Annotated in this window: 21 protein-coding genes; 4 read left to right on the plus strand and 17 right to left on the minus strand. The window is 65.9% G+C overall.

Features of this window, described 5'->3' with window-relative positions:
• Positions 1-229: 229 nt before the first annotated feature.
• The 17 genes from NFG57_RS19425 to NFG57_RS19505 all read right to left on the minus strand — a co-directional run bounded on the left by NFG57_RS19425 (position 230) and on the right by NFG57_RS19505 (position 22,940).
• Positions 230-1,762 (minus strand): D-alanyl-D-alanine carboxypeptidase, encoded by a 1,533-nt coding sequence (locus NFG57_RS19425; protein ID WP_253554364.1) that lies wholly within the window; start codon positions 1,760-1,762, stop codon positions 230-232.
• Between the two features lie 208 nt (positions 1,763-1,970).
• On the minus strand, positions 1,971-4,841 hold the full coding sequence (locus NFG57_RS19430) for an HD domain-containing phosphohydrolase (RefSeq protein ID WP_348814989.1): 2,871 nt from the start codon (positions 4,839-4,841) through the stop codon (positions 1,971-1,973).
• 140 nt (positions 4,842-4,981) lie between these two features.
• A complete protein-coding gene (locus NFG57_RS19435) occupies positions 4,982-7,831 on the minus strand; it encodes an HD domain-containing phosphohydrolase (RefSeq protein ID WP_348814990.1) in 2,850 nt (949 codons plus the stop codon).
• A 160-nt stretch (positions 7,832-7,991) separates the two neighbouring features.
• Positions 7,992-8,753 carry a sulfite exporter TauE/SafE family protein gene (locus NFG57_RS19440; protein WP_222568730.1) on the minus strand — a complete coding sequence of 254 codons (762 nt, stop codon included), beginning with the start codon at positions 8,751-8,753 and terminating at the stop codon, positions 7,992-7,994.
• Positions 8,754-9,008: 255 nt separating this feature from the next.
• Positions 9,009-10,346, minus strand: coding sequence for a VOC family protein (locus NFG57_RS19445; protein ID WP_348814991.1), 1,338 nt, complete (start codon positions 10,344-10,346; stop codon positions 9,009-9,011).
• A gap of 284 nt (positions 10,347-10,630) precedes the next feature.
• Positions 10,631-11,359 (minus strand): amino acid ABC transporter ATP-binding protein, encoded by a 729-nt coding sequence (locus tag NFG57_RS19450; RefSeq protein WP_045993549.1) that lies wholly within the window; start codon positions 11,357-11,359, stop codon positions 10,631-10,633.
• A 77-nt stretch (positions 11,360-11,436) separates the two neighbouring features.
• Positions 11,437-12,513, minus strand: coding sequence for an amino acid ABC transporter permease (locus tag NFG57_RS19455; protein ID WP_045993550.1), 1,077 nt, complete (start codon positions 12,511-12,513; stop codon positions 11,437-11,439).
• 159 nt (positions 12,514-12,672) lie between these two features.
• The gene (locus tag NFG57_RS19460; protein ID WP_124805219.1) at positions 12,673-13,848 is read right to left on the minus strand and encodes an amino acid ABC transporter permease; all 1,176 of its coding nucleotides are present in this window, start codon (positions 13,846-13,848) and stop codon (positions 12,673-12,675) included.
• 155 nt (positions 13,849-14,003) lie between these two features.
• The gene (locus NFG57_RS19465; protein ID WP_348814992.1) at positions 14,004-15,041 is read right to left on the minus strand and encodes an amino acid ABC transporter substrate-binding protein; all 1,038 of its coding nucleotides are present in this window, start codon (positions 15,039-15,041) and stop codon (positions 14,004-14,006) included.
• Between the two features lie 424 nt (positions 15,042-15,465).
• On the minus strand, positions 15,466-17,073 hold the full coding sequence (locus tag NFG57_RS19470) for a cytochrome D1 domain-containing protein (RefSeq protein ID WP_348814993.1): 1,608 nt from the start codon (positions 17,071-17,073) through the stop codon (positions 15,466-15,468).
• Positions 17,070-17,873 (minus strand): uroporphyrinogen-III C-methyltransferase, encoded by an 804-nt coding sequence (gene cobA / locus NFG57_RS19475; protein ID WP_045993512.1) that lies wholly within the window; start codon positions 17,871-17,873, stop codon positions 17,070-17,072. The genes NFG57_RS19470 and cobA overlap by 4 nt, the downstream gene beginning before the upstream one ends.
• Positions 17,874-17,886: 13 nt before the next feature.
• The gene (nirJ, locus tag NFG57_RS19480) at positions 17,887-19,065 is read right to left on the minus strand and encodes a heme d1 biosynthesis radical SAM protein NirJ (protein WP_213229289.1); all 1,179 of its coding nucleotides are present in this window, start codon (positions 19,063-19,065) and stop codon (positions 17,887-17,889) included.
• The gene (locus NFG57_RS19485; protein ID WP_222516367.1) at positions 19,053-19,601 is read right to left on the minus strand and encodes an AsnC family transcriptional regulator; all 549 of its coding nucleotides are present in this window, start codon (positions 19,599-19,601) and stop codon (positions 19,053-19,055) included. Before NFG57_RS19485 ends, nirJ begins: the two co-directional genes overlap by 13 nt.
• A complete protein-coding gene (locus NFG57_RS19490) occupies positions 19,576-20,112 on the minus strand; it encodes an Lrp/AsnC family transcriptional regulator (protein ID WP_348814994.1) in 537 nt (178 codons plus the stop codon). The genes NFG57_RS19485 and NFG57_RS19490 overlap by 26 nt, the downstream gene beginning before the upstream one ends.
• Before the next feature lie 16 nt (positions 20,113-20,128).
• Positions 20,129-20,665 carry an AsnC family protein gene (locus NFG57_RS19495; protein WP_222516365.1) on the minus strand — a complete coding sequence of 179 codons (537 nt, stop codon included), beginning with the start codon at positions 20,663-20,665 and terminating at the stop codon, positions 20,129-20,131.
• A complete protein-coding gene (locus NFG57_RS19500; RefSeq protein WP_045993516.1) occupies positions 20,662-21,153 on the minus strand; it encodes an Lrp/AsnC family transcriptional regulator in 492 nt (163 codons plus the stop codon). The genes NFG57_RS19495 and NFG57_RS19500 overlap by 4 nt, the downstream gene beginning before the upstream one ends.
• 62 nt (positions 21,154-21,215) lie before the next feature.
• On the minus strand, positions 21,216-22,940 hold the full coding sequence (locus NFG57_RS19505; RefSeq protein WP_083970485.1) for a nitrite reductase: 1,725 nt from the start codon (positions 22,938-22,940) through the stop codon (positions 21,216-21,218).
• Between the two features lie 786 nt (positions 22,941-23,726).
• Here NFG57_RS19505 and NFG57_RS19510 point away from each other — a divergent pair.
• Genes NFG57_RS19510 through NFG57_RS19525 form a run of 4 tightly spaced genes read left to right on the plus strand, consistent with a single transcriptional unit; the run spans position 23,727 to position 26,395 of the window.
• Positions 23,727-23,981, plus strand: coding sequence for a cytochrome c (locus NFG57_RS19510; protein WP_231498585.1), 255 nt, complete (start codon positions 23,727-23,729; stop codon positions 23,979-23,981).
• Positions 23,978-25,303: a cytochrome D1 domain-containing protein gene (locus NFG57_RS19515; RefSeq protein ID WP_348814995.1), complete on the plus strand. Its 1,326-nt coding sequence runs from the start codon at positions 23,978-23,980 to the stop codon at positions 25,301-25,303. The genes NFG57_RS19510 and NFG57_RS19515 overlap by 4 nt, the downstream gene beginning before the upstream one ends.
• 16 nt (positions 25,304-25,319) lie before the next feature.
• Positions 25,320-25,790 carry a hypothetical protein gene (locus NFG57_RS19520; RefSeq protein ID WP_348814996.1) on the plus strand — a complete coding sequence of 157 codons (471 nt, stop codon included), beginning with the start codon at positions 25,320-25,322 and terminating at the stop codon, positions 25,788-25,790.
• Positions 25,787-26,395 (plus strand): cytochrome c oxidase subunit 3, encoded by a 609-nt coding sequence (locus NFG57_RS19525; protein ID WP_348814997.1) that lies wholly within the window; start codon positions 25,787-25,789, stop codon positions 26,393-26,395. The genes NFG57_RS19520 and NFG57_RS19525 overlap by 4 nt, the downstream gene beginning before the upstream one ends.
• Positions 26,396-26,398 lie beyond the last annotated feature (3 nt).

Raw genomic sequence — 26,398 nt, forward strand, 5'->3', positions numbered from 1 at the left:
TGTCCGCAGCGCTGATGGCAAGTGGCTCACGACCACCACTTACCTGACCCAAAAACGAACCCCGCCGGCACGGGGCCGACGGGGGTAACAGGGACAACGTTAGGGGGCGAACGCTTCGCTGGCAAGAACAGACGCACCAGAACTGTGCACTGGTGTATGCCATGCAGCAAAAGGCCCGCCGGAGGCGGGCCTTGTCGGAGAACGACATGAAGGTGGCGCGAACTGACGCTTAGAGGCTGGCCTGCACGACCATGCAGTCCATGCCCTGCTGCAGCAGTCGCCGACAGGCCGAACGGGCCTGGCCTTCCTGCAGGTCCACCACGCGGGCACGGTAGATGTTGGCATTGTCGGCTCGCGCCACCGCTACCCGGGCGTGGGCCATCTCGCCCGCCAGACGATCGGCCGCCTGGCTGGCCTGGCTGCGCGCGCTGTCCATGTCGCTGAACGCCCCCACCTGGACCCCCCAGTCGCCGGTCTGCGCGATGGTGCTGTTCGCATTCGCGCTGGTGGTGTTCGTGCTGGCCGCGCTGGACGGCGCGCTCGACACGGAACTCGACACAGGGCGGGGCTCAGGCCTCGCCGCTGCCGCGTCGGGCACCGAGGCCGCCACCGGAATCGATGCCAGGGCGGGTGCCGAGGCACTCGGCTGGTCGATCAGGTTGCGCAGCGGGTCGGGACCGGACGAAGAACGACGCGAATCGGAGATGATCGGGGCGGCGGACTCGAAGCGCACCGGCGCTGTCGCCGATTGGCGGCTGGCCAGCGTCGGCGTGGCCGGACGAACCACGGTCTCGACCCGTGACGGCCGCACCGCGGTGGATGGCACCTGAGCGACACGGCTCGGCGTCGGCGCAGAGATCAACCCACGCTGGCGAGGCGCCATCAGTTCGCCACCGGAGACGTCGGTATTGGCAAGGAAACCACGACCGTCGACCAGCGAAGCCCGCAGGAAGCCACGGTCGAGCAGGCTCATCATCTGCTCATCACGGGAAGCGGCGGTGTAGCCGCCCATGACCACCGCCACCATGCGCCGTCCATTGCGCGTGGCCGAGGTCGCCACATTGAAGCCGGAGGCACGAATGAAGCCGGTCTTGAGACCATCGGTACCCGGGTACTTGGTCAGCAGACGGTTGTGACCGGTATGGCGAGTGCCACGCCAGGTGAACTCGGTAAGAGAGAAGTAGGGGTAATACTGGGGGAAGTCCAGCATCAGACGACGCGCCAGGATGACCATGTCCCGCGCCGTGGTGACCTGGCCGGAGTTGGGCAGGCCCGAGGCATTGCGGAAGGTGGTGTTGTTCATGCCCAGGCTGCGCGCCTTGCGGGTCATCATGTCGGCGAAGTGAGACTCGGAACCGCCCAGGGACTCGGCCACCACCACCGCCACGTCATTGGCGGAGCGCACGACCAACGCCTGGATGGCCTTCTCCACCGGGATGCTGTCACCGGGCTTGAGCCACAGCTTCGTCGCCGGCATCGAGGCCGCATGGGAAGAGACCGGCAGCGGCTGGCCCAGACTCATGGTACGACCGTCCAGAGCCTCGAACAGCATATAAAGGGTCATCATCTTGGTCAGTGAGGCCGGATAGCGGCGCTCATCGGCGTTTTCCGCGTACAGGATCTCATGACTCTCGGCGTCCACCACGATGCCTGCGTAGCGCGGATTGCCTGCCTGGGCGGACTGCACCACCATCAGACAGGTCACCACCAGCGCCACCAGCATCGTCAGCGAACGCCACCCGGAATTCCTTGTGGTCACCATTTATCCAAACCCCTGCGATTTCCAGACTGCACTGACGGCATTATGACCCACTTGACCGGCCTGTACAGGCCAAATTGGCGAGCGTTCACCATCATTCTCGGCATTATATAGACCATTTCGGGCGAACCAGCCGTTCATGCAGGCGCCTTTGTCGTCGTCCACTTGGGTAAAAGCCGGGGCGGGCCTACTCCTGCGCGCTTGCGTCAGGTCAAACTCCCGCACGGGCCAGCAGCGCCTCGGTATCAACGCTATCACGCTGGGCCGGCGTCAAGAAGCGTTCGGCGTAGTCGCTGTAGATCCGCTGCTCCAGCATCAGCCGGAAGATCTCGGGGTCCAGATGGCCCTCCCGCACCATGTCGGCCAGCGTCGCCAGTGCCCGGGAAAGGGTCATGGCCGACTTGTAGGGGCGGTCCGCGGCGGTCAAGGCCTCGAACACGTCCGCCATCACCATGACCCGCTCCTCGAGGCTGGCGTCCTTCATCGCCAGTCGGCGTGGATAACCGGTACCGTCCATGCGCTCGTGATGATTGCCGGCGATGGCCGGGACCCGACGCAGGTGCGCGGGCCAGGGCAGCGCCTCGAGCATCATGATGGTCTGGACCACGTGCTCCTGGATGCGGAATCGCTCGACCTCGTTGAGGGTGCCGCGGGACACCCTGAGATTGAAAAGCTCGCCCTGATGGCCGGCCAATTCACTGGGCCGCATGTCGAAACGCCAGACATTGTCGGGGTCGTCCGGCGCCACCGCCGGGCGAGAGCGGTGCCAGGGGATCTCGTGGCGTGGCAGGTCGGCCAGCAGGCGCTCCTCCGCGGGCAGCCTGCGCAGAGGTTCGCGGGACATGCGTTTGAGCTCATCTCGCGATACCCCAAGCCGATCATCGAAGTGCCGCCACCAGCGCCACTCGGCGATGACGGTCAGGCGCTCCAGCAGCTCATCGCTGATGGCCTCGCCCCCCCGATTGGCCTCGGCCACGCATTCAAAGGCTGCGATCAGCTCCTGCTGTCGCGCATGGCGCCGTCGCTCCAGCGTCACCGGATCGCCACCGTGGGCGCGCCCCTGCCAGTAGGCCACGTCGGCATCGCGCCACAGCACCTCGAAGCGGGTGCGAATCTCATGGATACGGTCGTAGCGGGCCTCGAGCTTGGTGGCCTTTTCCATCACCTCGTCGGGAATCGCCAGCTTGCCGCAGTCATGCAGCCAGGCCGCCAGATGGAAGGCGCTGCGGCGGGTCGCGTCGAAGTGAGTCTCGGCGTATACCCCGTGCTCGCTGCGATCGATGCCCTCGACGATCATCTCCGCCAGTACCGGCACTCGCGAGCAGTGGCTTCCGGTATGCGGCGACTTGGCGTCGATGGCATGGGCCACCAGCTGGACGATGCCCTCCAGTAGACGCGCCTCACCACGCAACAGTCGCCTCAGGTCGATGGCCACCGCAGCCGCCGCCGACACTTCGGCGACGAAGGCACGCCAGTGAGCGTCGTCATCGTCCAGCGAGCGCCGCGCCAACGCCAGCAGACCCAGCGTCGCTCCCTCGCGGTTACGCAGCGGCTGCAACAGATAGCCGGCCGCCTCAAAGCGCTCGATCAGCGCCTCGAGCTCGGCCTCGGAGCCTTCCTGCAGTCGCAGCTCCCGACTCCGTGGGTCCGCATCGAGGTCCCTCGCCTCCCCCTCCCTGGCGATCCGAGCGAAGCGTCCCTCGTCCTGTTCATCGGCCAGGTAGATGGCGCCGGCGCGACTGCCGGTGCCGCGCAGCAGATCCTCGAGGATGCTGGTCAGCATGCGATCCAGGCGTGGCTCGCTGTTGAGCACCCGGGTGATGCGTCCAAAGCCCTCGATACCACGCGCCAGCCGGCGCAGTGCCACGCTGAGCCCGCGCACCTCGGTCACCCGCGAGCCGACACCGTCGCAGGCGGAAAAATCGTAGCGCCCGAGCGCCTCGACCTGTCCGGACAACTCCCGCAATGGACGCCCCAGTCGTCGTCCCAGCAGCACCCCCAGCGGCAACAAGGCCAGCGTCACGATCCCCGCCAGCAACGAACTCTCCAGCATCATCTGGCGCACATCGGTGGTCAGCTCGTCTTCCGGGACCGCTGCAATCAGGCGCGTGGCCTCGCCGCCCAGGGTGACAAAGGGCAGCACCAGCCCCCACCACTGGCGACCGTCATGGGACAACCGCCGCGGCGGCTGGTCGACGTTCGTGCTCAACAATTGCGCCAGCACAGGCATGGCCAGATCCTCGAAAGAGGACAATTGGCGGGCGTTGCCGGGCCCAGGATCCAGTGTGGCGTCCAGGGTAGTCGCCAGCGCCTGGCCGGAGGCGGTGACCACCGCCATGCGCGTCTGCGGCGTCAACCGCAGGTCATCCAGGCCGATGCCAAGGTCCCGCGAGGCGACATCCAGGCCGACCACGGCGTCACCGCGGCGGCGCGCCATGCTGATGCCGATTTCGCCAGTGTTGAAAAACACATAGGGAGCGGTCAGGAAAGGAGCGTCACCCTCGGGTGCCTGCTGAAACCAGGGACGGCTGCGCGGATCGAAGAAGTACTGGTCGAGTCGCTCGCGCCCGAGCGGAGCAAGCGATGGATCGAACAGATGCCATTCACTCTGCGGTGGCTGGCCAGGGCGTGCATCCACCACCAGCGCCAGGTAGGCCGCGTCCTGGCCGCCGCTATCGACCAGGTCGGGACGCTTGCTCTCCAGCATGCGATCCACCGCGCGAAACATCAGGAAGTCGCCGCTGCCATAGCCGATGTAGACGGCGTCGACCAGTCGATGGGCTTCCAGCGCCGCCCTCATCAGCGGCAACGCTGCCAGCCGGCCGTCCCAGTCGTCGGCCTCGCCCGGGGCCCCGTTGGCCAGCATGTCGATGGCCACCCGTGCCGGCCTCACCAGCGCTTGGGTGCGCGCCTCCAGGGTGTCGACCAGCTGAGCCGAGGTCTCTTCCAGGGTCGCCCCCAGCGTGCGCTGGGACTGGTGCCAGGAGAACCCCAGCAGCGCCACCGCCATCACCACCATCACCCCGACGATAACGATACCGATCAGCCACTGCACCGGAATGACGAGACGATGGCGGTACATGGTCGGACCTCTCGTGACGAGGCAAAAGGGACTTTCAAGCGTGACGAAACGCCCTAAGCCGAAAGGGGTAGCGCTCTCTCCACTATATGTGCAGATCTGCAGACGCGTATCCCGAACACAGCGGCAGGCTCCACGTTAGGTCAACGCCGAGCTCGGGCCCGGATGGCATCGATATCGACCTGGTCGATCTGTCGGTCGGCCACAAAGGTATCGGCGTAGCGCCGCCACACGCCGCTATCCAGCAGCAACTCGAAGACCGCCGGGTCCAGGTGGCCGTCCTTGACCATGTCAGCCAGGATCTCCAGTGCGCGGGACAGCGGCAGGCCATTCTTGTAGGGACGATCGGAGGCGGTCAGCGCCTCGAACACATCCGCCAGCGCCATGATCCGCTCTTCCAGGCTGGCCTCGCCGAGTCGCAGCCGCCGCGGATACCCCTGTCCGTCCATGCGCTCATGGTGATTGCCGGCGATCTCCGGCACTCGCTTCAGGTGAGCGGGCCAGGGCAGAGACTCGAGCATGATGATGGTCTGGATCACGTGCTCCTGCATGCGGAAGCGTTCGACGTCGTTGAGCGTGCCTCGGGCGATGCACAGGTTGTAGAGCTCCCCCTGATGCTCCGCCAGGGACGGCGGCTCCATCGAAAAGCCCCAGTGATTGTCGGGGTCCTCGGGATGCACCGGGGGGCACGGACGCTGCCAGGCAATGCGATGACGGGGCAGATCGGCAAGCAGACGTTCTTCTGCAGGCAAGGCGCGACGGGGTTCTTCGGCCATGTTGTCCAGTTCGGCCCGTGACAGCCCCAGGCGGTCATCGAAGTAACGCAGCCAGCGCCACTCGCCGATGGTCTTCAAGCGCTGGCAGTCGGCCTCGCCCATCGCCTCGCGGCCATGGTTGGCCTCGGCAACGCAGGCGAAGGCCTCCTGCAGCTCCTGGCGCCGACGCTGCAGTACCTGGTCAAGCTTTGTTGCTTCGCCCCCCTGGGCGATGGCGCGCCAGTAATCGAGTTCGGCGTCTCGCCACAGCACCTCGAAGCGGGTGCGGATCTCGTGGATCCGGTTGTAACGGGTCTCGAGCTTGGTGGCCTTCTCCATGATGTGGTCTGGGGTGGTCAGCTTGCCGCAGTCGTGCAGCCAGGCCGCCAGGTGGAAGGTGGCACGCTCTTCCTCGCTGAGGTGAACCGCAGCAAAAGGGCCCTGGCGCGCCCGATCCACTTCATCGATCAGCATCTCCGCCAGTTGCGGCACCCGGGTACAGTGTCCCCCGGTGTGGGGTGACTTGGCATCGGTGGCCCTGGCGACCAGCTGAATCATGGCGTCCAGCAGACGCGCCTCGCCCTCGAGCAGGCGGCGCATGTCGATGGCCACCGCCGCCACCGATGACACCTCGGCGACGAAGGTGCGCCACTGGTCATCATCCTGACCACCGTCCCGGTGCGCCAGCAGCAGTATCCCGAGACGCTTGCCGGCGCGGTCGCGCAGCGACTGCACCAGATACCCTTGCGCCTCCAGCGCTCGCCGCACCTCCAGCAGAGGGCCCGAGTCCTGGTCGACCTCGAGCGTCGCCGGCAAAGGGGCATCGCCCCACCCCTGACCCGCCTCGGCGACCGGCGACAGGCGGCCTGAACTGTCCTCGTTGGCCAGATAGATGACCCCGTGGTGGCTGCCGGTGACGTTCAACAGCTCATCGAGGATGCCGTCGAGCATCACGTCGAGCCGGCGCTCGCGTCCCAGCATGCGATTGATGCGCCGAAACTCGCCGACGCGATGCACCAGAGTGTCCAGCGCACCGGACAGGTGGGCCACCTCGCGCACCCGGGAGTCGACCCCGCGATAGGCGTCGAGGTCGAACTCGGAGATGGTCCGCACCTGCTCGCCCAGTTCGCGCAGTGGGCGCCCGAGTCGGCGACCCAGCAGGATGCCGAGTGGCACCATCAGCGTCACCAGCCCCAGCGACAGCAACAGACGGTGCCACAGGGATTCACGCAGGCTCGCCATCAGCTCCCGCTCCGGCATGGCCACCAGCAGCCAGGCCAGTCGACTGCCGAGCATGTCGAAGGGCAGCGCCAGCCCCCACCAGTACTGCTCACCACAGAAGTAGCGGACCGGCGTCGCCAGCACCCCCTGATCCTTGAGCTCGATCAACGGCGCCTCGCCCAGATCCTCCAGCGAGGTCCCCGGCAACAGCGCCGCATCCTTGTCCGCGTTGTGGGCGAGCACATCGCCCTCGGGAGTAGTGATGGCCAGCAGTGACCCCTGGGTGGTGGCAAACGCATGGATTTCCTTGCCGAGATCCGCGGAGGTCATGTCGATGCCAAGCACGGCGCGTCCGTCACGGGATCGCTGGGACAGGGTGACGCCCTGCTCACCGTTGGTGAAGAAGGTATAGGGCGCCGATAGCTGCGGGCCGTGCTCGTCCAGCGCCTGACGAAACCAGGGGCGATCGCGCGGGTCCAGGCCGTGGCTCTCGATGGCGATGCGACGTAGCTCCCTCGCCTCATCGTCGAGTACCTGCCAGTAGCCAGCCAGGCCTTGCCGCCTGTCGCCGTGCAGGATCAGCGCCAGGTAGGTGCCGCCGGCCAGATTCAATGAGTCGGATACCGCCCCGGGCGACAGTCGCTCGATGGCGCGAACCATCAGAAAGTCGCCGTTGTCGGAGCCGATGTAGGCGCCTCCCAGCACCTCCTGGGCGTCGACCACCGCCGCCAGCATGGGCAGCAGATGATCGCTTCGGGCACTGTCGAAGTTCTCGATGCTCGTTTCTCTGCTCAGCACACCGAGCATCGCCCTGGAAGGTTCGATCAACGAGCGGGTCTTGACCTCCACCGTCGCCGACAGCTGCTGGCTGGATCGCTGCAGCGCCTCGACCAGCGAGTCCCGAGCCTGATCCCACGACTGCCACAGCAGCAGACCGGCCATCATCAGCGTCATGCCGACGATGGAGGCGGCGATAAGCCATTGGATCGGGAGTTCACGGCGGACAAATAGAGGCATTGAAGGACTCGAGGGTGGCAGTCGACCAGCAGTGACGACTACCTATCACTCTATGCCAATTCAGCCGCTCTGGAGCGGGGGGCAACTACCCCCTATGCACTACTTCGCCCACATCTTTCGTCTTGACCCTCGCCCATGGCGGCCGTGCCTGCCCAGACGTTCAGGTCAGCAGCCGCGTCATGCCCAGCCACACCAGACGCAGCGACAGCGCGGTCAACACCACCCGGAATCCGGTGTCGAAACGCCGCTCCGAAACGTGATGCAACAGGCGCAGTCCAAGCCAGGTGCCCAGCACCCCGACGCCGATCATCAGCAGGATCAACCACAGCCAGTCGGCGAACAGGAAACCGGCGACGCCGAAGACGAAGGCCTTGGTCAGGTGCTGGAAGGTCATGCAGGCGGCGAAGGTGGCCACCGTGCCCTGGCGGGAGTTGCCGTGCTGCTTGACGAAGGCCGCCACCATGGGCCCACTGGCGCCGACAAAGCTGGACAACAGGGTGGTGACGGCGCCGGCGATCAGGGTGCCCAGGCGGCCCAGGGCGCGCTTGGGCAATCCCGGCCCCCACAGGGTATAGAGCACGAAGGCGGCAATCGACAGTTCCAGCACCCCGCTGGGCAGGCGGATCAGCAGCCAGCCGGCCACCAGGGCGCCGATCAGGGCACCGGGGACAAAGGTCGCCAGCAGCGGCCAGTGGACGTGTCGCCAGCTCATGGCCAGGCGTCCGCCGTTGGAGCCCAGCTGGACCATGCCATGCACCGGGATCAGCGCCGCCGCCGGCATCACCTGGGCCATGGTCATGATCAACAGGGTGCCGCCGCCCACGCCCAGCGACGCGCTGATCATCGAGGTGACACCGGACAGCAGGATCAGGCCGAGACTGACGACGGGGGACAGCGGCGAGATGGCGGCGAGCCACTCCATGGCGACAAACTCCTGAGACAAGAAAAGCCAGAAGCTTACCTTTGTGTGCCACGGCTCGCACTCGCTGAGGACCCGCCCGCCAGCATCGCCTCGCTACCCGCAACGCCAACGCCAACGCCAACGCCGATCGATCTTCCGGGCGGAAGATCGATCGGCGCGGGTACTTTCCGTGAAGGCAAGAGCCGTGACGACAGGATCAGCGATGGGCACATTCAGCGGCTGATACAGAGAAGAGGCTCAGGCCAATCATCAGGATCAGCGTTTCAGGCCAAGCGCCGCCAGGGATTCGCGCTCGCGGCGGGCGTAGAGCTCGAGTTCATCGCGCACCGAGGCCCCCAGCGCCGCCTCGAAGGCGTCGCGGTTGGCGTTGCCCTGCCCCACCGCACTCTCCTCACCGCCCAGGTTGGACTGGAAGATGCCCGCCGCCGACACCGGCAGGAAGTCCTCGTAGGTCAGCGGCTCGGCCACCACCTTGCCGGCGGCGATCTGTACCTCCACAGAGGCGTCACCGTCGAACTCGCCCAGCGCACGGTAGACGAAGTAGGCCAGGCCCTCGCGGCGCAGGGTGGTCTCGTCATCGGGGAAGTCGGCGAAGACCTCGGCCAGGCGTGCCTGATGGGCGGCGTTGTCCAGCCCCTGGGTCGCCTTGCGGGCCTCGCCCAGCAAGCGGTCATAGAGCGCACGGCCCTTGGGGGTCAGGGCCACGCCACGCTGCTCGATCTCGCCGAAGCGGGCGGTATGGCTACCCTCGGCGTCACCGACGAAACGGGTGGTCTCTTCCAGCGCCTTGAAGCTGGTCTGACGCAGCAGGATCGGGCAGGCGCGCCGGGGCGGGCCCTCGATCACCGCCTTGGGCGTCATGCCATGCTCGGGCATCCGGCGCTGGGCTTCGTCGATGTCCAGGGTCCGCGGCGTCAGATGGTTGATGTGCGGGCCACGGAAGCACACCACGTCGGCGATCAGACGATGGGCCGAGTGCAGCCGCTCGTAGGTGGCGCGGTCCACGGTGGCGTCCTGGTGCCAGCGGAAGGTCTCCAGGGCCTCGGCGACGAAGCGCTCGGCCTGTTCCTCGGTGAGGCCACCCTGCTGCTCGAAGGTGGCGATCAGTTCACGCACCCCCGGAGTGAAGATGTCGCGCTTGGCCAGGATCTCGCTGGCCAGGGTGCGCAGCTCGACGTCCTCGATCAGCTCGAGGCGCAGCAGCGAGGTAAACAGGCGGAAGGGATTGCGCGCCAGGGCCTCGTCGGAGACCGGGCGAAAGGCGGTGGAATGCACCGGCACCCCGGCCTCGGACAGGTCGTAGTAGCCCACCGGGAACATCCCCATCACCGCGAACAGGCGCCTCAGGGTGGCGAGTTCCTCGGCCGTGCCCACCCGGATCGCACCGTGACGCTCGACGCCCAGGCGAGCGTGCTCGCCGCTGGCCTCGAGCCGCTCGGCCAGCGCCGGATCAGCCTCGAGGGTCTGCCGATTCACCTGCTCGACCAGTGACAGCAGGGTGCCGTACTGGGGCACCTCGGCCTGGTACATGGCCGACATGGCAGAGGCAAAGCGGTCACGAATCTCGTCGGCGGTCACAAAGTCGGAAGACATCCGGGCTCCTATCGGTTGGCAGGCGGTGATGCCACCGATAAGACCAGAGCGGGGAGGCGGCGACAAACGAAAATTATCGCTGGTTGTATTCCTTCAAGGAATGCCACGGCGGTGGTCGCCGCCATCGCTCTCGACACTCCGCGCCTTTATCGGCGCAGTCTTTCTCGCAGCGACGCCATGGGAGCCACCCCGCGCTACCAGTCCTCCAGCTTATGTGCCTCGCTTGCGGTACCACCCGTCCGCCTTGCCGCGCTCTGCGGGCGCAAGCGCGCGGCCAGGGCGCCTCAGTGCCCGAGGATCTGACTCAGGAACAGCTGGGTACGCTCCGAGCGCGGGTTGTTGAAGAACTCCTGGGGCGGCGCCTGCTCGATGATCTGGCCCTGATCCATGAAGATCACCCGGTCGGCCACGGTTTTGGCGAAGCCCATCTCGTGGGTCACGCAGAGCATGGTCATGCCTTCCCGGGCCAGCTCGATCATCACGTCCAGCACCTCCTTGATCATCTCCGGGTCCAGCGCCGAGGTGGGCTCGTCGAACAGCATCACCTCCGGGCGCAGACACAGGGCGCGAGCGATGGCCACGCGCTGCTGCTGGCCGCCGGACAGCTGGCCCGGGTACTTGTGGGCCTGGTCGGCGATCTGCACCCGCTCGAGAAACTCCATGGCGGTGGCCTCGGCCTCGCGCCGGGGTTTCTTCTGTACCCAGGTCTGGGCGATGCAGCAGTTGTCGAGCACCGACAGGTGAGGGAACAGATTGAAGTGCTGGAACACCATGCCGACGTGCCGGCGGATCTGTTCGATGCGCTTGACGTCCTGGGTCATGTGCACCCCGCCCACGGTGATGCGGCCCTGCTGGTGTTCCTCCAGGTGATTGATGCAGCGGATCAGGGTGGATTTGCCGGACCCCGAGGGCCCGCACACCACGATGCGCTCCCCTGGCTGCACGGTCAGGTCGATGTCGCGCAGCACGTGGAAGTCCCCGTACCACTTGTTGAGGCCGTCGATCTCGATCATCGGCGTGTTCGAATCCGCCGTGGTCGCCGCTTGAGCAGACATGGCTGCCTCCCGATCAAATTTGTTGTTGTGGGCCGTCAATGGCCGGTATGTAGACGCCGTTCGATATATTGGCTGTAACGTGACATGCCGAAGCAGAAGATCCAGAACATCAGCGCGGCGAACACGTAGCCCTCGGTGGCGAAGCCCAGCCAGTTGGTGTCGGTGAGCCCGGCACGGATGATCGCCAGCAGGTCGAACAGGCCGATGATCAGCACCAGCGAGGTGTCCTTGAACAGCGCGATGAAGGTGTTGACGATGCCCGGGATCACCAGCTTGAGCGCCTGGGGCAGGATGATCAGGCCCATCCGCCGCCAGTAGCCCAGGCCCAGCGCCTTGGCGGCCTCTTCCTGGCCTCTGGGGATCGCCTGCAGGCCGCCACGCACCACCTCGGCCATATAGGCGCTCCAGAAGAACATGATGCCGATCAGTGCGCGCAGCAGCTTGTCGAACTCGACCTCGCTGGGCACGAACAGCGGCAGCATCACCGAGGCCATGAACAGCACCGTGATCAAGGGCACGCCGCGCCAGAACTCGATGAACACCACCGACAGGCTGCGCACCAGTGGCATCTGCGAGCGCCGGCCCAGCGCCAGGATCACCCCCAGCGGCAGCGAGCCGACGATACCGACGATGGCCACGGTCAGGGTCAGCATCAGCCCGCCCCACTCACGGGTGGGCACCGCCGGCAGGCCGAAGTGGCCTCCCAGCAGCAACAGCCAGGCGATCACCGGAAAGCCGACCAGGGCGAAGATCACCACCCAGCGCTTGGCCGGCAGTCGGGGAATCATCAGCCAGGCGATGGTGGCCACCAGCAGCGCCAGGGTGATATCGACGCGGTAGCGCTCGGTCTCGGGGTAGAAGCCGTAGACGATGGTCTCGAAGCGGGCGCTGATGAACACCCAGCAGGCGCCCTCGCCGGTGCAGGCTTCGCGGGTGGTGCCGATCCAGTCGGCGTCGATCAGCGCCCACTGCACCAGCGGGGACAGCGCCCATACCAGCACCGCCAGGGTGATCAGCGAGACCACCGAATTGAGCGGGGTCGAGAACAGCCGACTGCGCAGCCAGCCGGTGACACCATGGCGCGCCACCGGCGCCGGCCGGGCGGCGATCATGGAATGCTCGGTGGACGCGGCAGCCGGCGCCACCTCGGGCTCACTCGGGGGGTGCACCGGGGACTGGGAAGGAGGTGTGGGACGCTCGGTCATGGCAGCAGTCCTCCAACGAAGACAGGCAAGCGGCTCATGGCAGAGCGCATGGTTGGCGTATTCATCTCAGCGCTCCTTGAGCAGGGTCCGGGCGTTGTAGACGTTCATCAACGCCGACACCACCAGACTGATGGTCAGATAGACCGCCATGGTCATGGCGATGATCTCTATCGCCTGGCCGGTCTGGTTGAGGCTGGTACCGGCGAACACCGCCACCAGGTCGGGATAGCCGATGGCGGTCGCTAGCGACGAGTTCTTGATCAGGTTCAGGTACTGACTGGTGAGCTGCGGCACGATCACTCGCATCGCCTGGGGGATGACCACCTTGCGCAAAGTGATGTTGCCCGGCAGGCCGATCGCCCGGGACGCCTCGATCTGCCCCTTGGGCACCGACTGGATCCCTGAACGCACGATCTCGGCGATAAAGGAGGCGGTGTAGATCGACAGCGCCAGCCACAGTGCCATCAGCTCCGGGATCACGGTGATACCGCCGGAGAAGTTGAAGCCCTTGAGCGACGGCACGTCCCAGGCAAGCGGGCTGCCGCTGGCCACGAACACCAGCAGCGGCAGGCCGATGATCAGGGCGCTGCCGAGCCAGTACACCGGCAGCGCCTTGCCGGTACGCTGCTGCAGCCGTCTGGCGTAGATACCAAGGGCCACCACCGCCAGGATCGCTGCCACCAGCGCCAGCTGGGTCAAGCCGAAGCCTGGCTCGGGCACCGGCGCCGGCACGATCAGCCCGCGCACGTTGAGAAAGAACGCCTCGAGCAGCGACATGCTCTGGCGCGGACTGGGCAGGGCCTGGAGCACGGCGAAGTACCAGAACAGGATCTGCACCAGCAGCGGAATATTGCGAAAGGTCTCGACGAAGGCCGCCGCCAGGCGAGCCAGCAGCCAGTTGGGCGACAGCCGGGCGATACCCACGGCGAAGCCGATCAGGGTGGCGGCCAGAATGCCGAGCCCGGACACCAGCAGGGTATTGAGCAGCCCCACCACGAAGGTGCGGGCGTAGCTGCTGTCGCCGGAGTAGTCGATCAGGGTCTGGGGGATCGAGAACCCGGCGCGCTCACCGAGGAAGTCGAAACCGGTGGTGATGCCCCTGGCCTCGAGATTGGTCAGGGCATTGCCGATCATCATCGCGATCAGCGCGGCGAGGCCTGCCAGCAGCAGCGCCTGGATGATCAGCGCACGAAAGGCAGGACGCCGCCATAGCGGCGTCCGTTCGATAGGGGGCGTGGACATGGGCGAGCCTCTTGCTGGACGACGCTTGCCTCCGGCCCGTCTCGCGGCCGTGGGCATTCACCCGCGAACGGCGAGGGGGCCGGCGCGCGACGTCGTCGCTCTATCCGTCATGGGTCGGACGACCCCGGCCATGGCCGGGGTCGCAGCGGACAGTATCAGCGGATCGGCGGGGCGTAGAGGATGCCGCCTTCGTTCCACAGGGCGTTCATGCCACGGCTGATGCCCAGCGGTGAGTTTTCGCCCACGGTATCGGCGAACACCTCACCGTAGTTGCCCACCTGGGAGACGATGTTGTAGGCCCAGTCGTTGGTCAGACTGAGCTGCTCGCCGTAGGTGCCGTCGACACCCAAAAGGCGCGCCACCTGGGGATTGGGCGGATCATTCTTCATCTGCTCGGCGTTGTCGCTGGTGATGCCCAGTTCCTCGGCATTGACCATGGCGAAGACCGTCCACTTGACGATGTCGAACCACTGGTCGTCACCCTGGGCAACCACCGGGCCCAGCGGCTCCTTGGAGATCAGCTCGGTGAGGATCTCGACGCTGTCCGGTTCCGGCAGCTGCAGGCGCAGGGCGCTGAGCTGGGAGGTGTCCGAGGTGAGCACGTCACAGCGCCCGCTGGCGAAGCCCGAGGCGGTCTGGTCCGGGGTATCGAAGGTCACGGTGTTGATGTCGATGCCCTTGGCCGGGAAGTAGTCCGCCAGGTTGAGCTCGTGGGTGGTGCCGGACTGGATACAGATGGAGGCACCGTTCAGGTCCTCGAGGCTTTCGATGCCGAGATCCTTGGCCACCATGAAGCCCTGACCATCGTAGAAGGTGGTCGTCGTGAAATTGAGGCCCAGGGAATTGTCCCGGGTGGCGGTCCAGGTGGTGTTGCGCGAGAGCACGTCGATCTCACCGGACTGCAGCGCGGTAAAGCGCTCCTTGGCGGTCAGCGGGGTGAACACCACCTTGTCGGCGTCACCGAAGATCGCCGCCGAGATGGCGCGACAGGTTTCCACATCGAGTCCCTGCCAGTTGCCGTTCTCGTCCGGCGAGGAAAAACCGGACAGGCCGACGTTGACACCGCATTGGAGTTCGCCGCGGGAGGTGACTTCGTCCAGGGTGGCGGCCGAAGCACTGCTCGTCACGCCCAGCGCCGCTGTGGATAGCGCGGCGAGGGAGAGGGTCAGCAACGTCTTGTTATTGTGTCGCATGGAATCAACTCCAGTAATGGATGAGCGTTGTACGCCCATTCACTATCCGAGCCTCGGCCGGCGTGGTCAATGCTGGTGTCGACGTTTGTTTTAAACGATGGATTGAAGTTCGATGGCAGCCCCCATCGAAAAGAGGCCCGGGAGGAGCGTACCCGCTGGCACGCCCCCTCCGGGCAAGACGCACTGATCTCCACCACAAGCACGCCTTGTATCAGGACAGCGCCACGTCCTTGGGCGTTGTCCGTAAAGCCGCCGATCGCAGGCACTTTTCACATAGGCCTCTAGGCGCTGTCCGAAAAGTCGACGAGCGAAGGTTAGACAAGGCAAAAATCGGTGAGAAAGCGCAGTTTACGGGGTGTAAATGAGCAATTTGATCCGATTTTTAACGCCGTATTACCGAGCGCAGGCACTTTTCAGACAAGCCCTAGTGCGAGGTGCCTTCTTCATAGTGGGTCTTGTTCCACACGTTGTACTTGCCTGACGGCTTGTCCATCGGCACCCGGGTGATCTCCTCGAGGCTATCGGCGTCGTAGGCGATCACCGCGCCGTCGCGCTCCCACAGGCTCAGCAGCAGGGTCTCGCCGTCGCGGTCGAATTCCACGTGGGCAGACGTCTTGCCCGGCTCCGGGATCAGGGTGCGCACGATCTCGAGGCTGTCCTTGTCGATCACGTGGACACGATCACGGTTGGGCCCGAAGAACACGTCGGTCCAGGCGTAGCGGGAGTTTTCGTGGCTGCGCATGAAGAAGCCCGGTCCGTCGGTATGCAGCGTCTTGATCAGCGAATAGTCGTCCATGTCGATGATCGAGACTTCCGGCTTGGCCAGGTGGGGAATCGCCATCACCCGACGTCCGCCGGTCTCCCAGGTGATGCCGGAACCCAGATGGGGCATGCCCGACAACGGCAGGTCGGCCAGCTTGTCGCCGCTGTCCAGGTCGATGACCATGGCCCCATCGCCGCCGCGGGACGCGCCGATGACACGGCGGTACTCGGGGTCGAAGAAGAAGTCGTCGAGGTAGTCAGGCACCGGCAGACGCCGGACCTCGAAGCTCTCGCCCCTGGCATCTCGGGCCTTGCGCGCGGGATCCAGCGGCTCGTCCATATGCCCCGTGGCCACCACCGCTTCAGGCGTCACCGGCCAGGGGATCTCCCACAGCTCCTTGACGTCCTTGAGCGCGGCGATAAAGCTCGAGCGCGGCGGCGCGGCGTAGACGGCGCTGACCCGGGAGCCGTTACCTTCGGCGTCGGCGGCGGGATAGACCCGCATGGGATCGAGCCGGTGGGCGTCGAACAGCACCAGGTTGCCTGGCAGGGTGTTGGCGGCCATCACGTAGCGGCCATCGGCGGACACCGCGATATTGCGCATATTGATGCCGGCGCGGACCTCGGCCACCACGGCGAAGTGATAGAGATCGAACTTGGTGATCCAACCGTCGCGGGAGCCGAAATAGACGTAGCGGCCATCCGGGCTGTACTTGGGCCCGCCATGCAGGGCAAAGCGAGTGGGGAAGCGCGCCAGGCGCTCGAAGGTATCGCCGTCGAGCACGCTGGCGTGGTGATCGCCGGTCTCCACCACCACGAACAGGTTCTGCGGATCGGCGTCGAACTCGGGCGTGTCGCCAAGGCTGCCGGGGGGATGCGACACCACCTGGCTTGCGCGGATATCGTCTAGCGTCCAGTCGGGAGTCACCGGCGGGTCACTCAGCACCCAGTCACTCAGCGCATCGACCTGGGCCTCGGCAAGCGTGTCGGTAAAGCCGGGCATCTGGGTCGCGGGGCGGCCATCGGCGATCACCCGACGAACCTCTTCGGGCTTGATACGCCCCAGGTTCTGGGGCAGCAGCGCCGGCCCCATGGCGCCCAGACGATCGGCGCCGTGGCAGCTGGCACAGTGATCCTGGTAGAGCTGCGGCGGCGCCGAATTTGCCGTTATCGCCTCCTCCTGAGCCCCAGCCAGCGCTGGCATCAGGGCTGGTATCAGGGCTGGCATCAGCCCGATCAGGGCCGCGCCCAGCAGTCTTGCCGTGTTCATGCCACCGCCTCCGTCATGGCGTCCATATCGAGCCGCCCGGCCAGGGACACCACCTCGCCTACCACGATCAGCGTCGGCGGCTTGAGCCCCTCGGCCTGGATGGTCTCGGGCAACTGGCCCAGACGGGTGATCACCCGGCGCTGTTCCCGGGTGGTGCCGCGTTCGATCAGCGCCACCGGCTGGTCGGCGGGCAGGCCGTTGGCGAGCAGTTCGCGGCGAATCAGCTCGGCGTTGGTCAGCCCCATGTAGAACACCAGGGTGTGACGGCGACTGGCCAGCGAGCGCCAGTCGAGATCGAGGCTGCCGTCGGCGCGGGCGTGGCCGGTGACGAAGGTCACCCCCTGGGCGTGGTCGCGATGGGTCAGCGGAAAGCCGGCGTAGGCGCTGCAGCCCTGGGCCGAGGTGATTCCCGGCACCACGCGAAAGGGCACCTGGTTGTCCACCAGCATCTCGGCCTCTTCGCCGCCACGCCCGAAGATGAAGGGGTCGCCGCCCTTGAGGCGCACCACCCGCTTGCCGGTCACCGCCAGGCGCACCAGCAACTGGTTGGTTTCCTCCTGGGTCAGGGCGTGGCAGCGCGCCGCCTTGCCCACGTAGAAACGCTGGGCCGCCTTGGGCGCCAGCGCGAGCACCTCCGCTGACACCAGGCGATCGTAGACCAGGCAGTCCGCCTGGCTGAGCAGGTACAGCGCGCGCAGGGTCAGAAGGCCGGGGTCACCGGGGCCGGCGCCGACGATGGCCACCTCGCCGGAGGCGAGCGGCGCTTCGCCGAGCTGGTCGTAGAGGGCTTGCAAGGACATGGTGATCTCCCGTTCAACCGGTCGTCAGAATCATCTTGGGCGAGACGGCGTCGGTCAGGCCGATCTCGTCATCGTCGAGGTAGCAGCCCGGGTCCTCGGCCCAGGGATCGCCCAGGGTCTTGAAGGCACGCACCCGGGTATTGCCGTTGCAGATCGGCAGGTAGCGACAGGCGCCGCAGCGTCCCTTGAGCGGCCGCGGACGACTGCGAAAGCCCTGCATCAGATCGTCGTCGGCCTCGCACCAAATTTCCGAGAAGGGCCGCTCACGTACGTTGCCGAGGTGGTGGTCCCACCAGAAGGAGTCCGGGTGAACATTGCCCAGGTTGTCGATATTGGCGATGTACTCGCCGCTGGCGTTACCGCCCCAGGCGAGCAGCCGCGCCTCGAGATCGGCGACCCGCTCGGGGAAGTGGCGCCTGGCCCAGTGCAGCAGGAAGGGGCCGTCGGCGTCGTTGTTGCCGGTGACGTACTCGCGCCGGATACCCGCCTCGAGCTCGGCGCGACAGCGGTCGAACAGTCGGGTCATGGCGTCGCGGGTCATTTCGTGCCAGGCGTCGTGCTTACGGTGACGATGACCGCGTCCGCCATAGTTGAGGTGTGACAGGTAGAACTTGTCGACGTCGTGCTCGGCGGTCAGCGCCAGGATGTCGTCGAACTGGGCGTAGTTGTCCCGGGTCAGGGTGAACCGCAGCCCTACCTTGATGCCCCGCTCCTTGCACAGCCGGACTGCGGCCATGGACTCGCGAAAGGCGCCACGACGCTGGCGGATCTGGTCATGGGTCTCCTCGAGGCCGTCGATGCTGATGCCGACGTAGTCGTAACCGGCATCGGCGATGGCGTCGATGTTGTCCTCGGTGATCAGGGTGCCGTTGGTGGAAAGCCCGGTGTACAGCCCGAGTTCCTTGGCCCGGTGCGACAGTTCGAAGATGTCGGGCCGCATCAGCGGCTCGCCACCGGACAGGATCAGCGCCGGCACCCGGAAGGCCTTGAGGTCCTCGAGCACCCTCAGCGCCTCCTCGGTGGACAGCTCACCGGCGAAGTCGACGTCGGCCGACACCGTGTAGCAGTGCCGACAGGTCAGGTTGCAGCGGCGAATCAGATTCCAGATCACCACCGGGCCTGGCGGGGTGCGGGCAGGCGCCAGTGGCGTCGGCTCGAGCAGGCTGTCGATGTAGCGGGTCACTCGGAACATGGCGAGGCTCCCTTGGCGGTGGCGAGCCGTAGCCCGGTCTTCTTGAGGATGCGGCTGCTGTAGAGAATACGGTGGTCGCGGCAGGCGTCGCCCAGCCATTCACGCAGCCGCTCGGCCTGGGCCTCGACCTCGTCGCGGTGGTGGCCGTGCAGCATCACGAACAGGTTGTAGGGCCAGTCCGGCAAGCGGCGAGGCCGCCGGTAGCAGTGACTGACGCCCGGCCAGTCGGCCAGCTGCCGGCCGAGTTCGTCGATACGCTGATCATCGACGTCCCACACGGTCATGCCATTGGCCAGGTAGCCCAGGCGGTAGTGGTTGGGTACCGCGGCGATGCGGCGCACGACGCCGGTCAGGCGCAGGCGCTGAAAGCGTGCCAGCACCTCCTCGCCGCTCATGCCGATGGCCGCGCCCACCGCCGCCCAGGGGTCGGCCACCAGCGGCAGCCCCGCCTGGGTGGCCTCGATCAGGGCGCGGTCGCCGTCGTCCAGCACAGAGATGTCGTTGCGGTCCCTAGACGGGCAGGTGGAGATGGACATGGAACTCCTCCTCCTTGGGCAGGTTGATCACCTCGAGCCCGGTGGCCTCGGTGATGGCCTCGATCACCGAGGCGACACGGCCGGGGCGATCACAGGCGATGACGAACCACATGTTGTAGTGGTGCTCGCGGCGATAGTTGTGGGCCACCTCGGGGAAGGCGTTGACGACCTCGGCGACGCGCTCGAAGTCGGCTTCCGGCACCGCCAGGGCGGCCAGCGTCAGGGCACCGCCGAGACGCTCGGCCTGGAACATCGGGCCAAAGCGACTGAGGATCCCTCGATCGAGCAGCGACGACAGGACGTCGAGCAACTCGCGCACCCCGAGCCCCAGTTCCAAGGCCAGGTCGCCGTAGGGGTCCGGGGTCAAGGGCACACCCAATTGCAGGCGGTTGATGATCCGACGCTCTACCTCAGACAGCGCAGCCACCGCGTCATGGCGAGCGGTGGCAGCGTCGTGTGGATGGCGGTCGGGGTCGCCGGGAAAACCCCGGGACGGTGTTTCTGAGCTCATGGCTCCTCCGGGGGTGTCATGGTTCCTCTGGCGTGTAGCGTCCGCCGCGCTGGCGATAGGCCTGGCGGCTGAACAGCACCTGGTGGTCGACGTCTTCGAGGCCATGGCGCTTGATCAGCGCAAGGATCTGGGCCTCGACACGCACTCGCCGGACGCCGTGGATCATGCAGAACAGGTTGTAGGGCCAGCCGAGGCGACGCACCCGCTGGTAGCACAGGGTGACCTCGGGCTCAGCGGCCAGACGCCGGCCTACCTCGTCGACGCGATCTTCGGGCAGGTTCCACACCACCATGGCGTTGGCGGCGAGGCCCAGGCGGCGATGGCGGACCACCAAGCCGAAGCGTTTGATGAAACCGCTGTGCTGCCAGTGCCCGATCCAGGTGCGGACCTCCTCGACGCTCAGGCCGGTCTGCTCGGCCAGCACCTTGAACGGCTCAGGCACCAGCGGCAGCCCTTCTTCCAGACAGGCCCTGAGTCTGATCAGACGGCGATCCTGGGCCTGCAGCGGGCCTGCCGGACGGCGCCCAGCGGTGGACGTGACGGCCTCGATCATGCTTCCTCCAGCTCCGCCCAGGGCAGGGCGAAGGCCAGGTCGATGTGATAGCTCTGGACCATGGGCAGGCGCAGCAACGGGGTGGCCAGTTCGGCCTCCAGCCGCGTCAGGCGCAGTTCCAGGCTGGTGCTGTCCGGCGCCGTCACCACGAACCACAGGTTGTAGCGGTGCTCGCGCCAGTAGTTGTGGTTGACCCCGGGGCAGGCGTTGATGATCTGTGCCACCGCCTCCCGGCGATGGTCCGGCACGGCCACCGCCACCAGCTCGCTGGCGCCGGCCTGGCGGTGATCGAACACCGCGCCGACACGGCCCACCACGCCTAGGTCACACAGACGCTGCAGGCGTTCGATCAACGCCTGTTCATCCAGTCCGAGCTCTTCGGCCATGGCCGCAAAGGGACGCTCCACCAACGGCAGCGATCGCTGATAGCGATCGATCAGACGCCGGTCGATGCGGTCCAGGTCGTCGACCACCTTGTCGGTTGCCATGGCCATCTCCCGAAAAGCGAAAAATTGGGGCGGGCCGCCCGTGCGAGCGGCCCGCGAGGACGTCAGTAGACGTCGTGCTGGGTGTTGTAGACGTTGAACTTGCCGGTCGGCGTGACCAGTCGCTCGTCCTTGATCACCGCTTCCAGCTGCAGCGTCTCGTCGTCGACCACCACCAGCGCGGAAGACTGATCGGCGGTGTTCCACACCGAGAACCAGACCTCGTCGCCGGCACGGTTGTACTCCGGCTGCACCACCCGCTTGGGCCCTTCGCCAAGATCCGCCCAGTCGGCGATCGGCAGCACCTGGAAGCCCTCTTCCAGGTCGTTGACGTCATACACGGCAACGCTCTGGCTGATGGCCTCGTCGGGGTTCAGCGCGGTGTCCACGTAGAGGTGCTCGGACTCGGGGTGGGTCTTGATGAATAGCGAGCCGCCACCCTGACCTTCCAGGGTGCGCACCACCGTCCAGGCCTGGTCCGGATGACCTTCCGGGTCGGTACCGATCAGCGAGATGGTGTTGTCGCCCAGATGGCTGGTGGCCCACACCGGCCCGAACTCGGGGTCGACGAAGTTGGCGCCACGTCCCGGGTGCGGGGTCTTGCCCACGTCGATGATCGCCTCGAGCTCACGCTCCTTGGCATCGATGACGACGATCTGGTTGGACTGGTTGGCGGCGGTCATGAAGTAGCGACCGCTGCTGTCCCAGCCACCGTCGTGCAGGAAGCGGGAGGTGTCGATCTCGACGCTGGACAGGGCGTCCAGGTTCTCGTAGTTGACCAGACGGACCTTGCCGGTTTCCTTGACGTTGACGATGAACTCCGGGTGCTGATGGGACGCCACGATGGCCGCCACGCGGGGCTCCGGATGGTACTCCTGGGTCCCCACCGTCATGCCGCGGGTGCTGACGATCTTCTTCGGCTCCAGGGTCTCGCCATCCATGATCACGAACTGCGGCGGCCAGTAGGTGCCGGCGACCGCGTAGGTGTCCTCGTAGCCCTCGAACTTGGAGGTCTCCACCGAACGCGCCTCGAGACCCACCTTGATCTCGGCCACGGTGGTCGGCTCTTCCATCCACAGGTCGATCATGTCGACCTTGGCGTCGCGACCGATGACGAACAGGTAGCGCCCGGAAGCGGACATCCGCGAGATGTGCACCGCGTAACCGGTATCGATGACCTTGACGATCTCCTTGCTGTCGCCGTCGATCAGGGCGATCTGGCCGGCGTCACGCAGGGTCACCGAGAACAGGTTCTCCAGGTTCAGGTCGTTCATCTGCTCGGTGGGGCGATCTTCCGGCGCCACGAACACGGTCCAGCTGTCCTTCATGTCGGCAAGGCCGAACTCCGGGGGTACCGGTGGCTCATGCATGACGTAGTTCGCCATCATCTCGATCTCGTCATCGGTCAGCTGGCCGGAGGTACCCCAGTTGGGCATACCCGCCGGTGAGCCGTAGGTGATGAAGGTCTTGAGATAGTCCATGCCGCGTTCACGGGTGATGTCGGTGGTCAGCGGCTTGCCGGTGGCCCCCTTGCGCAGCACGCCATGACAGCCGGCACAGCGTTCGAAGTAGATCTCCTTGGCGTGATCGAACTCTTCCCGCGTCATCGCGGGGGCGCCCTCTTCATCGGGCATCATCACCGCCGCCGGGTCGACGCCGGACGGATTGCTCTGGTAGGCCGCCTCTTCCGGAGACAGGTTCTTCTCGGCGCCATGGGCGCTTCCCAGGCCTGCAATCACGATGGCTATCGCTGCGGCAAGGGGCTTGAGAGTCGTGACGCTTCTGGTCATCTTTTCACCTCGAGTCATGATCCACGTGTCTTTCATCCTGTCGCCAACGTCGTGCCACAAGATGAAAATGTCGCCAGGTTTTCCGCTTTCTCTTGAGCGAGTTATTTCCCTTGGTACGGCAATCCCTTCCCTGGATAAGCGACACATCTTCCTTCCAGATGAAGGCCGCGAAGACGCCCGCTCTCTTCGCGTTTGCCCTGCCTACCATGGAAGCGCGCATTCCCGACGATTTCACTGGGTCTCTTGCCGACTCTTGACCCCTATCAACAATCACTCCTCCGCACACCACCAGAAATTTTTCCCCTTTAATTTCTTAAGCTTAATGACCAAATAAGACTTTCGGAGCTACCTCGAAAGGAGCATTTCAGTACTTTTTGATCAAGACGTTGACGCGCATCATCCAATGGCTCCAGCCGCTATCGACAGCGAGGCGAAACTCGACTACTGCTTGCCACTTCAAGAAACACCAATACCTTCGGGATAAAACGACGACCCATATCAATAAATATTTTCGATGAATCAAGGACACTGTCGGGTCCTACAGGGACCTTCGCCGGGGGACACTTGTCGATGGCAACACCTATTTCCCAGCACCCTTTCAGGTGCCATACGTGCTCAGTGCTTTTGCCACGATGGCGTGCCGCCCTCGCCTGCCTTCTGCTGATGGGAGCATGGGCTGTCGATACATCGGCGGCGCCAGCGCCCAGCGCCTCGGCGACACACAAGACCAGCGCCTCGGCGACGCAAACGACCAGCGCTTCAGCGACAGCTACCAACGGCGCAGCAGTGGACCCGGAGGCGCTCGGCAACCTGCTCCTCCAGGACTGCGGTTCCTGTCACGGCATGACCCTCAAGGGGGGGCTCGGCCCTGCTCTCACCCAGGAGCGTCTGGCGGTCTACGACGTCGACACCCTGACCACCATCATCCTCGAAGGCCTGCCCGGCACCGCCATGCCGCCCTGGCGCGATCTGCTGAGCGCCGAAGAGGCCCGCTGGATCGCCGAAACGCTCAAGCACACCGACGCTCAGGAGCTCCCATGAGGCACCGTTCTGCATTGCCCCATCCCCCCGCCGCCAAGGGTCTTCGGCGCTTTCACGCCCCGGGCTTCATGCTTGGCCTGGCACTGGCCTGCGGCCTGATCGCCTGGGGCCAGAGCCCGCACGGCTCAGCCGCCGTTGCCCACAGCACCGACGCCGGCGCACCGGAGGCCAGCTGCGCCAACCTCGCCACCGGCGGACTCGGGGTCGTGGTCGAACGCGCCGATGGCCGCCTGGCCCTGGTCGACCGCCGCCAGCATCGCGTGATCACTCGTGTCGAGGGGCTGGGTGATCTGTCCCACGCTTCGGTGAAGTTCTCCAGCGACGAGCGCTTCGCCTACGTGTTCGGCCGCGACGGCGGTCTGACCAAGGTGGATCTGGTGTGCGCCACCATCGACGCCAGGGTGCTGCAGTCCGGCAACAGCATCGGCGGGGCCATCTCCCAGGACGGCCGCATCATCGCGGTGGCCAACTACGAGCCGGGCGGCGTAAAGCTGTTCGACGCCGACAGCCTTGAGCTGTTGGCCGAGGTAGCGGCGCGCTACACCCGGGATGACGGCAGTCAGGCGCTGTCCAAGGTGGTCGGCCTGGTCGACGCCCCAGGCAACCGCTTCGTCTACAGCCTGTGGGACGCCGATGAGATCCAGGTGCTCGACGCCTCGACGCTCATCGCGGACGAACAAGGTGCCAGCGAGCTCCCCGCCATCACCCGCTTTTCCGATATCGGCGAGAAACCCTACGACGCCCTGATCGACCCCATCGGGCGCTTCTACGTGGCCGGCCTGTTCGGCGAGGACCACCTGGCGCGCCTGGATCTGTGGCATCCCGAGAACGGGGTCGAGCCGGTCCTGTCCGGCTATCGCCAGGGCGACGACAAGCTGCCGGTGTACAAGATGCCCCACCTGGAGGGCTGGACCATCGCCAACGACCACGCCTGGTGGCCGGCGGTGGGTCGCCACGAGGTGCTGATGGCGAACCTCGACGACTGGCGCCTGGAGCGACGGATTGCGGTGCACGGGCAGCCGGTGTTCGTGATGAGCCGGCCGGACCAGCGCCAGCTGTGGGTCAACTTCGCCCACCCCGACAACGATGTGGTCCAGGTCATCGACAGTGAAAGCGGCGAGATCATCCGCACCCTGACCCCCGGCCAGGCGGTACTGCATATGGAGTTCAGCCCGCGCGGCGAGGAGGTCTGGATCTCGGCGCGGGACTCCGACCAGGTGGTGGTCTACGACACCGCCACCTTCGAGCGCCTGGCGACCCTGGAGGCCGAGTCGCCCAGTGGCATCTTCTTCACCGATCGAGCCCATCGCATCGGCCTGTAGGCCGCGGGAGAACGCCATGCACCCTGCTTCGCTGGAAACTCGCCAGTCGCAATCACAACAGAATGCCGTCGTCACGACGCCTACCGGGCAGCGCAAGGTGCTGCTGCTCTACGCCCTGATGCTGGGCAGCGTCATGGCGGTGGTGACCGCCCCCGTCAGTGCACTCGTCACTCATCTTTGGCTGGCCATCAGAAGACCCACCGATGCGGTGCTGGTGAGCCACCTGCGCTTTCAGCTGGCGACCTTCTGGTACGGCGTGCTGGCCGGGGCGATCGGACTCGGCCTGTGGGGGCTGATCGGCCACATCGACCTGCCGGGCCTCACCGGCTGGGCCTACGGCTATCTGGGCTTCACCCTGGCGCTCATCTGGATGGTGGGACGCTGCGCCCTGGGTATCCGCCGGCTGTTGCACCACCTGCCCGTCCCGCGCCCCCTGTCCCCGCTGCTGGGTGGCTGCCGCGTGCGCTTTACGGACGCCGACCGGTGAACCTCGATCGCGGCGCTTGCGAGCTGCCGGGCTCTGGCTTGCCCAACCCTGGCTGGGGGCCGCTGTCGGGCCTGCCGGGCAACCCGCTGATCTGGGTGCTGATCATCAGTGAGCTGCTGGTGTTTGCCGCCTTCTTTGGCGTCTTTGCCTGGCAGCGGGTGCTCGACCCCGTGGGCTTTATCGCCGGGCAACGCCATCTCGAGCCGCTGATTGGCGGCCTCAATACCCTGGTGCTGCTGACCAGTGGCCTTGCCGCGGCGATGGCGGTCACGCAGTCCCAGTGTCCACCCCACGCCCTGCGCGAGCGCCGGATACGCCAGTGGCTGGCGCTGGCCGCGGTGCTGGGCATGGCCTTCTGTCTGATCAAGGCCGTCGAGTATCACCTCGAGTTCTTCACCGGCCCACTGCCGGACAGCGGCAACTTCTTCACCTTCTACATCGGCCTGACCGGCTTCCACGCCGCCCACGTCATCTTTGGCCTGTGCCTGCTGGGCGTCGCGATATGGCGCCCGCGAGCGGACACCGTGGAGACCGTCTGCGCTTTCTGGCACATGGTCGATCTGATCTGGGTACTGCTGTATCCCCTGCTCTATCTGGTGCGGTGACGA

It is taken from the genome of Halomonas sp. H10-59 (genome assembly GCF_040070555.1).
Lineage (GTDB): Bacteria > Pseudomonadota > Gammaproteobacteria > Pseudomonadales > Halomonadaceae > Halomonas > Halomonas litopenaei.

Bases quoted from the DNA above. Each gene is read 5' to 3' on its own strand.
- NFG57_RS19425 (WP_253554364.1), bottom strand. From the start codon at position 1,762: ATGGTGACCACAAGGAATTCCGGGTGGCGTTCGCTGACGATGCTGGTG.
- NFG57_RS19430 (WP_348814989.1), bottom strand. From the start codon at position 4,841: ATGTACCGCCATCGTCTCGTCATTCCGGTGCAGTGGCTGATCGGTATC.
- NFG57_RS19435 (WP_348814990.1), bottom strand. From the start codon at position 7,831: ATGCCTCTATTTGTCCGCCGTGAACTCCCGATCCAATGGCTTATCGCC.
- NFG57_RS19440 (WP_222568730.1), bottom strand. From the start codon at position 8,753: ATGGAGTGGCTCGCCGCCATCTCGCCGCTGTCCCCCGTCGTCAGTCTC.
- NFG57_RS19445 (WP_348814991.1), bottom strand. From the start codon at position 10,346: ATGTCTTCCGACTTTGTGACCGCCGACGAGATTCGTGACCGCTTTGCC.
- NFG57_RS19450 (WP_045993549.1), bottom strand. From the start codon at position 11,359: ATGATCGAGATCGACGGCCTCAACAAGTGGTACGGGGACTTCCACGTG.
- NFG57_RS19455 (WP_045993550.1), bottom strand. From the start codon at position 12,513: ATGATCGCCGCCCGGCCGGCGCCGGTGGCGCGCCATGGTGTCACCGGC.
- NFG57_RS19460 (WP_124805219.1), bottom strand. From the start codon at position 13,848: ATGTCCACGCCCCCTATCGAACGGACGCCGCTATGGCGGCGTCCTGCC.
- NFG57_RS19465 (WP_348814992.1), bottom strand. From the start codon at position 15,041: ATGCGACACAATAACAAGACGTTGCTGACCCTCTCCCTCGCCGCGCTA.
- NFG57_RS19470 (WP_348814993.1), bottom strand. From the start codon at position 17,073: ATGAACACGGCAAGACTGCTGGGCGCGGCCCTGATCGGGCTGATGCCA.
- cobA (WP_045993512.1), bottom strand. From the start codon at position 17,873: ATGTCCTTGCAAGCCCTCTACGACCAGCTCGGCGAAGCGCCGCTCGCC.
- nirJ (WP_213229289.1), bottom strand. From the start codon at position 19,065: ATGTTCCGAGTGACCCGCTACATCGACAGCCTGCTCGAGCCGACGCCA.
- NFG57_RS19485 (WP_222516367.1), bottom strand. From the start codon at position 19,601: ATGTCCATCTCCACCTGCCCGTCTAGGGACCGCAACGACATCTCTGTG.
- NFG57_RS19490 (WP_348814994.1), bottom strand. From the start codon at position 20,112: ATGAGCTCAGAAACACCGTCCCGGGGTTTTCCCGGCGACCCCGACCGC.
- NFG57_RS19495 (WP_222516365.1), bottom strand. From the start codon at position 20,665: ATGATCGAGGCCGTCACGTCCACCGCTGGGCGCCGTCCGGCAGGCCCG.
- NFG57_RS19500 (WP_045993516.1), bottom strand. From the start codon at position 21,153: ATGGCAACCGACAAGGTGGTCGACGACCTGGACCGCATCGACCGGCGT.
- NFG57_RS19505 (WP_083970485.1), bottom strand. From the start codon at position 22,940: ATGACCAGAAGCGTCACGACTCTCAAGCCCCTTGCCGCAGCGATAGCC.
- NFG57_RS19515 (WP_348814995.1), top strand. From the start codon at position 23,978: ATGAGGCACCGTTCTGCATTGCCCCATCCCCCCGCCGCCAAGGGTCTT.
- NFG57_RS19520 (WP_348814996.1), top strand. From the start codon at position 25,320: ATGCACCCTGCTTCGCTGGAAACTCGCCAGTCGCAATCACAACAGAAT.